This window comes from Kineococcus sp. G2 (assembly GCF_037154035.1).
GTDB lineage: Bacteria > Actinomycetota > Actinomycetes > Actinomycetales > Kineococcaceae > Kineococcus.
The window spans coordinates 1-11,720 of the sequence record NZ_JBBBEM010000096.1 but is presented as its reverse complement, the minus strand read 5'-3'; the positions used below and the strand labels follow the sequence as shown (position 1 = coordinate 11,720).

Below are 11,720 nucleotides of genomic sequence, written 5' to 3'. Positions count from 1 at the left end.
CGTGCGGGTCCGGGGTGTTCGCGAGCCTGACCGTGGCGCAGCTCGCGGCGGCGGGGGTGGACGCGGCGCTGTGGCCGGGGTCGTGGTCGCAGTGGTCGGCGGACCCTGCGCGTCCCGTCGCCACCGGCCCCACCCCCTGACACCTGCTCACCCCCACCCCACCCCACCCCCTGCGGTGATCAAGGAAGTTGCCACTTCCTTGATCACCGCAGGGTGGGGGTGGGGGCGCGGCTGGGTGTGCGGTGCCGGACGAGGGATCAGAACAGGCGGCCGGCCGCGTCGGCGTCGGGTTCCTCCAGCGACAGCAGGAACCGCTTGCGCCACAACCCGCCCGCGTACCCGGTGAGGGTGCCGTCGGCGCCCACGACCCGGTGGCAGGGCACCACGACCGACAGCGGGTTGCGGCCGTTGGCCGCGCCCACCGCCTGCGCGTACCCGGGGCCGCCGACGTCGCGGGCCAGTTCCCCGTAGCTGCGGGTCGTCCCGTACGGGATCTCCCGCAGCGCCGCCCACACCCGTGTCTCGAACGCGTCCCCGCGCGGGGCCAGCGGCAGGTCGAACGCGGTGCGCTCGCCGGCGAAGTACTCCGCCAGCTGGGCGGCGACGTCGCCGAACGCGGCGTCGTCGCGCGCACCGAGGTCCGCGGGCGCACCGCCGCGGTGGTCCGGGTACCAGACGCCCACCAGGCCGCGCTCGTCGCGCGCGAGCGTCAGCTCCCCCAGCGGGGAGGCCAGCACCCCGTGGCGCACCGCGGCGTCGGCGGGCCGCTCAGGCGGCCAGGTGCAGGGCGTCGCGGGTGCGCGCCAGCGTCTTCGCGAGCAGGTCCGGCTCGTCGGAGAGCTTGCGCCCGTACGAGGGGACCATCTCGACGAGGCGCTCGCGCCAGGCCTCCTGGTGGGCGGGGAAGCACTGCGCCAGCAGGCGCAGCACGACGTCGACGGCCGTGGAGGCGCCCGGGGAGGCACCCAGCAGCGCGGCCACCGAGCCGTCCGCGGCGCGCACGAGCTCGGTGCCGAACTGCAGCACCCCGCCGCGCGGGCCCTTCTTGATGACCTGCACGCGCTGACCGGCGGTCAGCAGCTCCCAGTCCTCGCGGCGCGCCTGCGGGTAGAACACCCGCAGCGCCTCGATCCGCTGCTCCGTCGACTGCGCCAGCTGCTTGGCCAGGTACGTCATCAGCGGCACGTTGTCGCGGGCCACCGCGAGCATCGGCAGGAGGTTGTCCGCCTTCACGGACAGCGGCAGGTCCAGCAGCGAGCCCTTCTTCAGGAACCGCGGCGAGAAACCGGCGTAGGGGCCGAACATCAGCGAGCGGCGGCCGTCCATGACGCGGGTGTCCAGGTGCGGCACGGACATCGGCGGGGCGCCGACCTCGGCCTGCCCGTACACCTTCGCGGCGTGCTGCTCGACGATCTCCGGGCGGGTGCAGCGCAGCCACTGGCCGCTGACGGGGAAGCCGCCGAAGCCCTTGCCCTCGGGGACGCCGCTGCGCTGCAGCAGGTGCAGCGCACCGCCGCCGGCGCCGACGAACACGAACGGGGTGGACACCTCGAACGAGCCGCCGCCGGCGGCGGTGCCCTTCACCGTCCACCCGGAACCGCGCCGGGTGAGGTCGGTGACGGCGTGCCCGGTGAGCAGCTCCACGCCGCGGCCGGCGGCTCCGGTCAGCAGCGCCCGGGTCAGCGCGCCGAAGTCGACGTCGGTGCCGGCGGTGGAGCGGGTGGCGGCGATCCGCTCGGCCGGGTCGCGGCCGGCGACCAGCAGCGGCGCCCACTCCCCGATCTCGGCGTGGTCGGTGGACCACTGCATGCCCGCGAACAGCGGGTGCTGCGAGAGCGCCTCGTAGCGGGTGCGCAGGTACTCCACGTCCCGCGAGCGCACGAAGCTCATGTGGGCGACGGGGTTGATGAAGCCGCCCGGGTCGCCGAGGACGCCCTGCTCGACCAGGTGCGCCCAGAACTGCCGGCTGACCTGGAACTGCTCGTTGATGGCGACGGCCTTGGCGATGTCGACGGTGCCGTCGGGCTTGGCGGGCGTGTAGTTCAGCTCGCACAGCGCGGAGTGGCCGGTGCCGGCGTTGTTCCAGGCGTCGGAGCTCTCGGCGCCGAGGGTGTCGAGCTTCTCGAGCACGAGCACCGACCAGTCGGGCTCCAGCTCGGTGAGCGCGGTCGCCAGGGTGGCGCTCATCACCCCACCCCCGACGAGGACGGCGTCGTACCGGTCAGCAGCGGGCAACGGACTCACCCTCGTCTCTCGTGCGGCTCCATCGACCACGGCGTCGACCGTGGACATCGACCAGGGAAGGCTACGGCCTCGCGAGCCGGCACCGCCGCCGGGGAGGCGCCACGGTGTCCCGCGTCACACGTGAGACGCCTCTCACCGCCCCGGTCACCGCTGCGGCACGAGCGCCGCCACCCGGGAGCGCTCGGCGGACAGCCGCCGCAGCATCGCGAGCTCCTCCTCGGGCGAACCGGGGTCGGTGCCGCGGCGCACGCGCTCGCGCCGGAACGCCAGCGCGGTGGCCGCCTCCTGGAAGTCGCGCACCGCGCGGGCGGCCTCGCGCCCACCGGCGTCCCGCGCCCCGGAGCGGGCCCAGCGCCGCGCCGACGGCGACGCCAGGACCCGCAGCTCCTCCTCGCGCAGCCAGCCGGTGCGCACGTACACCTCCAGGTAGCGGCCCACCAGCCGCGCCTCGCGCGCCCGCGCGGCCAGCGCCACGCCCAGCGCCGCGACGAACACCGGCACCTGCAGCAGCAGGTAGACCTCCACGAACGCCGCGGTGCCCGCACTCGCGCTGGCGTTCCACAGCGAGTGCAGCCCCACGCCGAGCACGAGGCCGGCCAGCGGCGCGGCGACCCGCACGGGCACCGGCCGGCGCTCGGCGGCCAGCCCGAGCCCGACACCGACGGCCATGGTGAACAGCGGGTGCGCGAACGGGGAGACCACGCAGCGCAGCACGAACACCGTCACGAGCGAGGCCGGTTCCTCGTCGCCCAGGGCCCGCCCCAGGTACAGGACGTTCTCCAGGTAGGCGAAGCCCACGCCGACGAACGCCGCGTACACGATGCCGTCGACGACCCCGTCGAACTGGCGGCGCTGCTTGAGCAGCAGCAGCAGGACACCCAGCCCCTTGAGGACCTCCTCCACCACGGGCGCGACGAGCACGGAGGAGCTGGTCACGTCCCCGACGGCGCGCTCCAGCAGGCGCGAGGACAGGGAGTTCAGCACCAGGGCGCCCAGGCTGGCCACGCACGCGCCCCAGCCGAAGGCGAAGGCCAGCAGGTGCGGCGGCTCGGCCTCGTGGCGGTCCAGCCACAGCACGGCCGCCAGGACGGGCCCCACCGGCACCGCCGCCAGGGCCAGCGCGGGCAGCGCGCCCGACAGGCCCACCTCCATCGCCACGGCACCCAGGCTCAGCGTCCCGCAGACCACCAGGACCGCCACGGTGAGCACCAGCAGCGAGCGCCGGGGCGCGGCCGCGGGGGCGGCGCTGACTACGCTGGACGGGTGAGCACCTCAACTCCGGCCGGGCCCGGCGACCGCGTCCAGGACCGCATCGTGTGGATCGACTGCGAGATGACGGGGCTGGACCTGACCCGCGACGCGCTGGTCGAGGTGGCCGTCCTCGTCACCGACGCCGACCTCAACGTGCTCGGCGACGGCGTGGACGTGGTCGTCAAGCCGCCGTCGGAGGCGCTTCAGGACATGGACCCCGTGGTGGTCGACATGCACACCTCCTCCGGGCTGCTGGCCGAGCTGCCGGCCGGGCGCACCCTGGCCGAGGCGGAGGAGATCGTCCTGGAGTACGTGCGGCGGTGGGTGCCCGAACCGCGCAAGGCACCCCTGGCGGGCAGCTCCGTGCACACCGACCGGGCGTTCCTGGCGCGCGACATGCCGCAGCTGACCGAGCACCTGCACTACCGGCTCATCGACGTCTCCTCCGTGAAGGAGCTGGCGCGCCGCTGGTTCCCGCGCGTGTACTTCCACACCCCCCGCAAGCACGGCGGGCACCGGGCGCTGGCGGACATCCGCGAGAGCATCCAGGAGCTGAAGTACTACCGGGAGGTGCTGTTCGTGCCGCAGCCCGGCCCCGACTCGGAGACGGCGAAGGCCGCCGGGCAGCGGCTGGAGCTGAAGCCGGAGCCGGAGACGGCCGGGGAGGCGCTGCCGGGGAGCTGACGCCGGCACCCGCCCGCCGCGGGCGGCCCCCGCGCGTTCGGGAGCGGGGCCGCGCGGCGTGTATGCTCGCCGCGTCACGTCGTGCCCCGCACGTCGTCACGTGGTGGGTGTAGCTCAGCTGGTAGAGCACCTGGTTGTGGTCCAGGAAGTCGCGGGTTCAAGTCCCGTCACTCACCCCACGTCGAAGGGCCCCGGTTCGCACGAGCGCGAACCGGGGCCCTTCGCGTCCCGGGCCAGCGGGGTCAGAAGCTGTGGATCTCCGCGACCTCGCAGGTGAGCTGGGCCGGTGCCTGGGCGACGGGGGCGGTGGCCCGCACCTGCGTCGACGCCCCCGCGGCGACCGTGGCCGCCGTGACGTGCGCCTGCGTCAGGCGCTCGCCGTCGGGGCCGGCGACCGAGACCGTCACGAGGAAGCTGCGGGGCGCGTCGGCGGTGTTGGTGACCGTCAGGTCCGCGGCGACCTGCCCGGAGCCGTCGGCCGCGCAGGAGTCCACGACGACGTCCTCGGGCTCCGGGGTCACCGACGGGGTGGGGGTCGAGCGGGCCTGGACGAGGGCACCGGGTTGCGCGGGTGAGTCGAAGGCGGACGTACCGCTGCAGGCCGTCAGGGCCAGCAGGCCGGCGGTGGACAGGACCAGCACTACCTCGCGCACGTCGCACTCCTCGTTCTCGGCGTCCCCCCACCATGCCCGCCCGCCCCCCGCGCCGCCAGGCGTGACCCGCCGGGCGGCGCCGGGCACGCTCACCCGGCGGCGCTCACCCGGCGGTGGCGGGGCCGGCCCCCTCCGGCGGCGGGGTCCGCCCCGCGGTCCCGCCGGCGCGGGCGGTGCGCAGCAGCTGCTCGCGCAGCCACGCCAGGTACGCGTCCCGGTCGGCGCGCAGCGCCAGGGAGATCACCGGGCCGGCGGGGGTCTCCCAGGCGGCGGCGCCCCGCACCGGCAGGACCACGACGTCGAGGGCGAACGGACGCAGTCGCCGCCCCAGCTCGCGCTCCACCCGCGCCAGCAGGGTGGTCTCGAACAGGGCGACCGGCACGTCCGCGTGCACCCGCCGCTCCAGGCGGCGAGCCCGCTCGGCCCAGGCGACGGCCTCGTCGATGCCGAGCTCGGCGACGCCGCGCAGCTCGGGCGTGCCCCGCAGGCCGGGGAAGGTCGGCGGCAGCAGGGAGGTCAGCGCCTCGGGGCCGCCGGGGAACGCGCCGGCCCACCAGCGCGCCCACTGCCGCCCGGCCTCCTCGGACCCCGGCAGCCCCGGCGCGCGGCGCACCGGCGGGTCGAGGGGCGGCAGGTCGGGCACGGCGGGTGAGACGGGCGGGCGCAGGCCCGCCGCGTCGCGCAGGTGCAGGGCCAGCAGCAGCGCCTGCGGCATGACGGGACGCACCCCCCACCGCCCGACGCTGCGCACCGCACCACTGTGCGCGCGCTCCCGGCGCACGTCCAGGTGGGCCGGTGGGCCCGGTGCCCCTCGGCGGGGGTCGTCCGGACGGCACCCGCGCGTCCACCCGGGGGCGGACGCACGGGTGCTGCCGCGGGCCGATGCGCACCGTGATCACCCGCGCCTAGCGTTCGCGGCGTGACCACCGCCCCCGCGACCGCCGCCACCGCGCGGGCCGCGCACCTGCGCTGCGGCCCGCCGCCCACCACGCCCGCCGCCCGGCGGCGGCGACGGCGGCTGGCGGCGGCCGTGGCGCTGCGGCGGGGGCTGCTCACGCCGCCGCAGCGCCCCTCGTGGCCGGCGGGTGCGGCGCCCGTCCCGGACGCCGGCCCCCGCGGCGGGGACGGGCGGCGCTGACGCTGCGCGACCGGCGCGGCCCCGCCGCTGCTCCGGACGTGTCCTCCGCGCCCGCCCGGCTCAAGGGCCGGTGCCGCGGCGACGACGACGTGGGGGTCACCGCCCGGGCCCCCGGGCACGTCACCCCCTGGAGGACCCATGCCGCACGAGGGCTCCCGCTCGCCCGGCGCCGAACCCGTCATGGAGATGCTCTCCGAGCACATCCCCCTGTCGCTCATCATGGACATGGCCGCGCCCGACGGGCCGCGCTCGGCGGAACTGCTCGCCAGCGAGGGCCTGCCCGACGGGGAGTGGTGGGAACCGTCCCCGCGCGGCTGACGCGGTCCTGACGGGCGGGGGAAACCCCTCCCGCCGGCCGGGGGCGCGTCCCCCGCTCCCCCGGCCGGCGGATTTCGCAGCACCCCCCTTGGGCTGCTAGAGTCCTCTCTCGTTGCGCCGTTAGCTCAATTGGCAGAGCAGCTGACTCTTAATCAGCGGGTTCGGGGTTCGAGTCCCTGACGGCGCACTCCACGAACGAAGGGCGTCCACCCGGTCACGGGTGGACGCCCTTCGTCGTCCCGGGGGCGTTTCTCCTCAGGAGACCGTTGCGCCGCAACGCTCTGCGAAACGAGCGACGAGTTCCTCGCGGGTCAGCGGCGACTCGAAGGCCTCGAAGGTGCCGTCGGGCAGGGTCCACCCCGCGAACACCTCGCCGTCGGGACCGGGCGTGCGGGGATCGGGGGTCTGCGTCTCGCGCGTGGTGTCCACGTCCCTGCTCTCGGCACGGGCGGCGCCGGGCTGAACCCCGCGCGTGTGTACAGTCCGCCGGGTTCGACGACCGCCACCGACGGCGCGCGACGGCCGCCGCGGGCAGGACACCGGGAGGGCCGACGATGCCGCCGACCACGAGCACGACCAGCACCACCGCAGCCGCCGCCGCTGCGCCCGACGGCGCCGGCCGGGTGCTCGCGCACGCCTACCCGTGGGACGTCCTGGGCGACGAGGCGTTCTGCGACCGCGCCCTGGCGATGGGCCTGGACGCGGTCGCGCTGGCCGCCAGCTACCACTCCACCCGCGCGGCCACGCCGTGGCACCCGCAGCACCAGCTCGTGGAGGCCCCGCACGCCGCGCTGTACCGGCCGGTGCGCGAGGAGGCGTGGGCCGGCGCGCTGCTGCGGCCGGCGGCCGGGCGGGTGCCCGACGGCACCGCCGACGCGTTCGCCGAGGCGGCGGCGCGGCTGCGCGCGGCCGGCCTGGAGGTGGACGCCTGGACGATCCTGGCGCACTCGACCCGGCTGGGCACCGCCCACCCGGAGGTGGCCGTCGTCAACTGCTTCGGCGACCGCTACTCGTACGCGCTGTGCCCCAGCGCCCCCGAGGTGCGCGCGTACTGCGCGACGCTGGCGGCCGAGGCCGTGCGCGGCACCGACGTCACGGGCGTGTCGCTGGAGGCGATGGGCACCCTCGGCGTGACGCACAACGCGGCGCACGAGAAGACGGCCGGGGCGTTCGGCCCCGCCCTGGAGCGGCTGCTGTCGGTGTGCTGCTGCGCCGGCTGCCGCGCGGCCTGGGCGGAGGAGGGCGCCGACCCCGCGCAGGTGGTCGCCGCGCTGCGGCGCGGGGTGCGCGAGCTGCAGGACGGCGACCCCGGCGACGCCCGCGAGGTCGCGGAGCTCCTCGGCGACGACGACGCCCGCACCGTGCTGGGGGTGCGGCACGCCCTCGCCGACGAGCTGCGCGCGCAGGTGCTGGCGGCCGTGGCGGCCGCCGCGCCGGGCCCGCTGCGGGTGACGGTGCACGCGGCGGCCGACCCGTGGGCCACCGGACCGAACACGGGGCTGGGCGAGCGGGCCCTGGCGGACCCGGCGGTCGACGCCCAGCTGCTGCACTCGTGGGTGCCGGGGCCCGCCACGACGGAGGCGGTCGCGGCGGTGCGCGCCGCGGCGCGGCCGGGCGCGGCGGTCGGCGCCTACGTGACCGTGCTGGGCTCCGAGCGCGACGAGGACCTGCTCGCGCACGCGGCGGCGCTGCGCGCGGCGGGCGCCTCCGAGCTGCACCTGTACCACCTGGGCCTGGCGGGCCGGCGCGGGCACGAGCGGATGGCTGCGGCCGTGCGCACCTGGCGCGCGGCGGGCTGAGCGCGCGGCGGGCTGAGCGCGCCGCACGCCGGGACCCGCCGCGTCGGGACGGGCCCCGGCGGGCGGGGTGTCACGGGCGGGGTGTCACGGGCGGGGTGTCAGTTGCGCCGCCCCAGGGCGTTCTCCAGGAACGAGGCGCCCCCCACGTGGAACAGGTCCGTCGAGCGCACGTCGGGCTCCTGCCCCGGCTCCAGCACGAGCCCGGCGTGCTGCTCGGCGTCGTCGAGCGGGTGGTAGCCGATCGCCTCGCCCTCGGTGAGGCTGAACCAGCCGCGGGTGTTGCGGGAGACGCCCCACACGACGGTGTACCCGGCGGTGGTGTCGGTGACGGCGGCCTCCAGCAGGCGGACCGCGTCGTCGGGCGACATCCACGTCGACAGCCCCCGCACGCCGAGGCGGGCGGGGTCGGGGAAGCAGCTGCCGATGCGCAGCGCGCACACCTGCAGGCCGTGGCGGTCGGCGTACAGCTGCCCCAGCGCCTCGATGGCGGCCTTGCTCCAGCCGTAGTAGCTGTCCGGGCGCACCGGCACGTCGGCGGGCAGGTACCCGTCGACCGCCTCGTCCCGGGTGCGGTACCCGACGGCGTGGTTGCTGGAGGCGAGCACGACGCGGCGCACACCGCGGCGCACGGCGGCCTCCAGGAGGTTGCGGGTGCCGTCGACGTTGACCGACAGCACCTCCTCCCACGGCGCCTCCCGGCTGATGCCGCCGAGGTGGACGACGGCGTCCACGCCCTCCAGGGCGGCCTCGAGGGCGTCGGGGTCGGTGACCGACAGCGTCGCCCACCGCACCTCGCCGCCGTCGGCGGCGGGCGGTGCGTCGGGCACGCGCAGGTCGGTGAGGGTCACCACGCGCCCCGGCGCGGCGAGGCGGTGGCCGACGAGACCGCCCATGGTGCCGGCGGCACCGGTGACCAGGACGTGCTGCGGGGCCGCGCTCACGCGGGGTCCTGCGGCGACGGGGTGGGCATCGACGACCTCCTCGACGGGGAAACGGTTGCCGGGCAGCCTAGCGGCGGGTACCGGTCCCGCCCCGGGACGCCCGGTTGCGGGGGGTGGGGGCCCCACCTAGCGTGCGCCAGGGGTCGAGATCGGGCCCGCCCGCGCGGTCCACGCCGCCGACCGGAGGGACGGATGACGGGACCGGAGACCTTCCCCGCGGCACCGGCGGCCGGCCGGGCGCGGGTCGCCTCAGCCGCGGCCGGCGGCACCGTCCACGGGCGGTCGGCGGGTGCGCCGCTTGTGCGAGCCGTCGCAGAACGGCGGCTCGGCGCTGCGGCCGCAGCGGCACAGCGCCACCGTCTTGCGGCCCGGCTCCAGCGGGGAGCCGTCGCCGTCCAGCAGCGTCACCGGCCCGCGCAGCAGCAGCGGCCCGCCGGGGCAGACGGTGACCGTGACGTCGTCGGCCCGGCCGGCGGCGGGTGCGGCGTCGGGGGCGCTCTGGTGTTCCACACCGGTCTTCCTACCCACCGGCGCGGCCCGGCGCACGTGCGCGCCGGCCCCGCCCGCGCGGAGGGCCCCCGCCGCACCCGCACCAGCACTCCACGAGACGAGGACAGGACGCCCCGATGACCGCGACCACTCCCGCCGACGCCCTGACCGTGACCACCACCCCCACCGGCGGCACCCCCACCGGCGGCGCCCCCGCGGTGGACCTCGCCGGCGCCCCCGGCCGCCTGCCGCTGCCGCCCGCGCGCGGGGAGCTCAGCGCGGCGCTGCTGCGCCGCCTGCGCGACGAGCCCGGGGCACCCACCGCGGCGGAGCTGCGCGAGGTGGCCGCCCGCGCGTGCGGCGGCGACGTCCTGCGCGACGAGGACGTGCAGCTGGCGCTGTTCCTGATGTACGAGCTGCACTACCGCGGCCTGGAGGGCGTCGACGACGCCCTGGAGTGGGACCTGGGCCTGCTCGGGGTGCGCGAGGAGCTGGAGGGCCCGTTCGAGGCGGCGGTGCGCGCACTCGTCGAGGTGCCGGACGTCGCGGTGGAGGACGTCGCCGAGACGCTGTTCGCGATGGCCGCCGCCGACGACGGCCCGAGCGTGAGCGCGTTCCTGCAGCGGCACGCCACCCTGGAGCAGGTGCGCGAGTTCCTGGTGCACCGCTCGATCTACCACCTGAAGGAGGCCGACCCGCACACGTGGGCCGTGCCGCGGCTGGCGGGCGGGCCGAAGGCGGCGCTGGTGGAGGTGCAGGCCGACGAGTACGGCGGCGGCCGCCCCGAGCGGATGCACTCGGCGCTGTTCGCGCGCACGATGCGGGCGGCGGGCCTGGACGACTCCTACGGCCGCTACCTGCCGTCGGTGCCGGCGACCACCCTGGTGGGCACGAACGCGATGTCCCTGTTCGGGCTGCACCGCCGCCTGCGCGGGGCGATCGTCGGGCACCTGGCGGTGTTCGAGATGACGTCGTCGCTGCCGAACAAGGCCTACGGCAACGGGTTCCGCCGGCTGGGTTTCGACGCCGACGCCACCTGGTTCTTCGACGAGCACGTGCAGGCCGACGCCGTGCACGAGCAGATCGCCGGCCGGGACCTGGCCGGGGCGCTGGCGCGGCGCGAACCGGAGCTGGCGGCCGACGTGCTGTTCGGCGCGGCCGCGTGCCTGGCGCTGGACGCGCTGGCCGGCGAGCACCAGCTGGCCTCCTGGGAGCGGGGGCGGACCTCGCTGCTGGCGCCGTGGGCGTGAGCGCACCGCGGGTCCGCGCGGACTCCTCCGCGCAGACCCGGCACGCCACCGGGCGCACCACCCGGCACGCCGCCGAGTACGTGGTGCCGCTGCGCTGGGACGGGCGCCCGGACGCCGAGGTGGCGGAGATGGGGGCGTACCTGCGCTCCTTGACCCGCCTGATCGACGTCACGGTCGTCGACGGTTCCGGCGCGGCGGACTTCGCCCGCCACGCGCGCGCCTGGGGGGACGGCGGCGCCCGGCACGTGCGGCCGCAGCCGTGGCCGGGCCGCAACGGCAAGGTCGCCGGGGTCGTCACCGGGGTGCTCGCGGCGCGCCACGAGCTCGTCGTGGTGGCCGACGACGACGTGCGCTACGGGCCGGCGGAACTGGGCGCGGTGCTGGACGCGCTGACCGGCGCGGACGCCGTGCGCCCGCAGAACGTGTTCTCCCCCGCGCCCTGGCACGCGCGCTGGGACACCGCCCGCTCCCTGGTGAACCGGGCGTTCGGCGCGGACTACCCCGGGACGATCGCGATGCGCCGCAGCACCTTCGAGGCGATGGGTGGTTACGACGGGGACGTGCTGTTCGAGAACCTGCAGATGCTGCGCACCGTGGAGGCGGCCGGGGGCCGCGTCGCCCGGGCGTCGGGCGTGTACGTGCGCAGGCTGCCGCCGACGGCGCGGCACTTCGCCGGGCAGCGGGTCCGGCAGGCGTACGACGACTTCGCCCAGCCGTGGCGGCTGGTGGTGGAGGCGTCCTGGCTGCCGCTGCTGGCGCTGGCCGCGGTGCGCGGTCGGGGCCGGGCGGCCGCGGGCCTGGGGGCGCTGGCCGCGGTGGCGGTGGCGGAGGTGGGGCGGCGCCGGCACGGCGGGCGCGCGCACTACCCGCCCACCGCGGCGCTGTGGGCACCGCTGTGGGCGGGCGAGCGGGCGGTGTGCGTCTGGGCCGCGATCGGGGCCCGGGCGCGCGGC

The 11,720-nt window shown here is 77.1% G+C and carries 14 protein-coding genes, 2 tRNA genes and 1 pseudogene; 9 read left to right on the top strand and 8 right to left on the bottom strand.

The window, feature by feature from the left end; translation table 11 throughout:
* Positions 1–140, top strand: a pseudogene (locus V9U69_RS19350) (sulfurtransferase); the annotation flags it as partial.
* 117 nt (positions 141–257) lie between these two features.
* Here V9U69_RS19350 and V9U69_RS14375 read toward each other — a convergent pair.
* From V9U69_RS14375 to V9U69_RS14365, 3 genes are all read right to left on the bottom strand, one after another.
* Positions 258–749: a methylated-DNA--[protein]-cysteine S-methyltransferase gene (locus tag V9U69_RS14375; RefSeq protein ID WP_337062535.1), complete on the bottom strand. Its 492-nt coding sequence runs from the start codon at positions 747–749 to the stop codon at positions 258–260.
* Between the two features lie 19 nt (positions 750–768).
* Positions 769–2,292, bottom strand: coding sequence for a malate:quinone oxidoreductase (locus V9U69_RS14370; protein WP_442907778.1), 1,524 nt, complete (start codon positions 2,290–2,292; stop codon positions 769–771).
* Between the two features lie 96 nt (positions 2,293–2,388).
* Positions 2,389–3,453 carry a PrsW family intramembrane metalloprotease gene (locus tag V9U69_RS14365; protein WP_337062533.1) on the bottom strand — a complete coding sequence of 355 codons (1,065 nt, stop codon included), beginning with the start codon at positions 3,451–3,453 and terminating at the stop codon, positions 2,389–2,391.
* Between the two features lie 54 nt (positions 3,454–3,507).
* Between V9U69_RS14365 and orn the strand changes: the two genes are divergently transcribed.
* A complete protein-coding gene (gene orn / locus V9U69_RS14360) occupies positions 3,508–4,179 on the top strand; it encodes an oligoribonuclease (protein WP_337062532.1) in 672 nt (223 codons plus the stop codon).
* Between the two features lie 103 nt (positions 4,180–4,282).
* Positions 4,283–4,358, top strand: a tRNA-His gene (locus tag V9U69_RS14355).
* Positions 4,359–4,421: 63 nt separating this feature from the next.
* On the opposite strand, the gene V9U69_RS14350 is transcribed toward V9U69_RS14355, so the two are convergent.
* Together V9U69_RS14350 and V9U69_RS14345 are read right to left on the bottom strand one after the other, a co-directional pair.
* Positions 4,422–4,832, bottom strand: coding sequence for a hypothetical protein (locus V9U69_RS14350; protein ID WP_337062531.1), 411 nt, complete (start codon positions 4,830–4,832; stop codon positions 4,422–4,424).
* Between the two features lie 103 nt (positions 4,833–4,935).
* Positions 4,936–5,583, bottom strand: a complete 648-nt coding sequence (locus tag V9U69_RS14345) for a hypothetical protein (RefSeq protein WP_337062530.1) — start codon at positions 5,581–5,583, stop codon at positions 4,936–4,938.
* Positions 5,584–5,751: 168 nt separating this feature from the next.
* Between V9U69_RS14345 and V9U69_RS14340 the strand changes: the two genes are divergently transcribed.
* The 3 genes from V9U69_RS14340 to V9U69_RS14330 all read left to right on the top strand — a co-directional run bounded on the left by V9U69_RS14340 (position 5,752) and on the right by V9U69_RS14330 (position 6,475).
* Entirely contained in the window at positions 5,752–5,970 is a 219-nt protein-coding gene (locus tag V9U69_RS14340; RefSeq protein ID WP_337062529.1) for a hypothetical protein, read from the top strand.
* Between the two features lie 138 nt (positions 5,971–6,108).
* Positions 6,109–6,288, top strand: coding sequence for a hypothetical protein (locus tag V9U69_RS14335; protein WP_337062528.1), 180 nt, complete (start codon positions 6,109–6,111; stop codon positions 6,286–6,288).
* A gap of 114 nt (positions 6,289–6,402) precedes the next feature.
* A tRNA-Lys gene (locus tag V9U69_RS14330) sits at positions 6,403–6,475 on the top strand.
* A gap of 68 nt (positions 6,476–6,543) precedes the next feature.
* Here the strand turns inward: V9U69_RS14330 and V9U69_RS14325 are convergent.
* Positions 6,544–6,717, bottom strand: coding sequence for a hypothetical protein (locus tag V9U69_RS14325; RefSeq protein WP_337062527.1), 174 nt, complete (start codon positions 6,715–6,717; stop codon positions 6,544–6,546).
* A gap of 125 nt (positions 6,718–6,842) precedes the next feature.
* Between V9U69_RS14325 and V9U69_RS14320 the strand changes: the two genes are divergently transcribed.
* On the top strand, positions 6,843–8,087 hold the full coding sequence (locus tag V9U69_RS14320) for a hypothetical protein (RefSeq protein WP_337062526.1): 1,245 nt from the start codon (positions 6,843–6,845) through the stop codon (positions 8,085–8,087).
* Positions 8,088–8,185: 98 nt separating this feature from the next.
* Here the strand turns inward: V9U69_RS14320 and V9U69_RS14315 are convergent, their stop codons facing one another.
* The gene (locus tag V9U69_RS14315; protein WP_337062525.1) at positions 8,186–9,028 is read right to left on the bottom strand and encodes an NAD-dependent epimerase/dehydratase family protein; all 843 of its coding nucleotides are present in this window, start codon (positions 9,026–9,028) and stop codon (positions 8,186–8,188) included.
* 249 nt (positions 9,029–9,277) lie between these two features.
* On the bottom strand, positions 9,278–9,538 hold the full coding sequence (locus V9U69_RS14310; RefSeq protein WP_337062524.1) for a CDGSH iron-sulfur domain-containing protein: 261 nt from the start codon (positions 9,536–9,538) through the stop codon (positions 9,278–9,280).
* A 116-nt stretch (positions 9,539–9,654) separates the two neighbouring features.
* Between V9U69_RS14310 and V9U69_RS14305 the strand changes: the two genes are divergently transcribed.
* Both V9U69_RS14305 and V9U69_RS14300 read left to right on the top strand, forming a co-directional pair.
* Positions 9,655–10,767 (top strand): iron-containing redox enzyme family protein, encoded by a 1,113-nt coding sequence (locus V9U69_RS14305; protein WP_337062523.1) that lies wholly within the window; start codon positions 9,655–9,657, stop codon positions 10,765–10,767.
* On the top strand, positions 10,764–11,720 hold a 957-nt coding region (locus tag V9U69_RS14300; protein WP_337062522.1), incomplete at its 3' end, for a glycosyltransferase. The genes V9U69_RS14305 and V9U69_RS14300, both read left to right, overlap by 4 nt.

Excerpts from the sequence above, each read along its gene's own strand:
- V9U69_RS14370 (WP_442907778.1), bottom strand. The coding sequence starts at position 2,292 with ATGTCCACGGTCGACGCCGTGGTCGATGGAGCCGCACGAGAGACGAGG.
- V9U69_RS14320 (WP_337062526.1), top strand. The coding sequence starts at position 6,843 with ATGCCGCCGACCACGAGCACGACCAGCACCACCGCAGCCGCCGCCGCT.
- V9U69_RS14335 (WP_337062528.1), top strand. The coding sequence starts at position 6,109 with ATGCCGCACGAGGGCTCCCGCTCGCCCGGCGCCGAACCCGTCATGGAG.
- V9U69_RS14305 (WP_337062523.1), top strand. The coding sequence starts at position 9,655 with ATGACCGCGACCACTCCCGCCGACGCCCTGACCGTGACCACCACCCCC.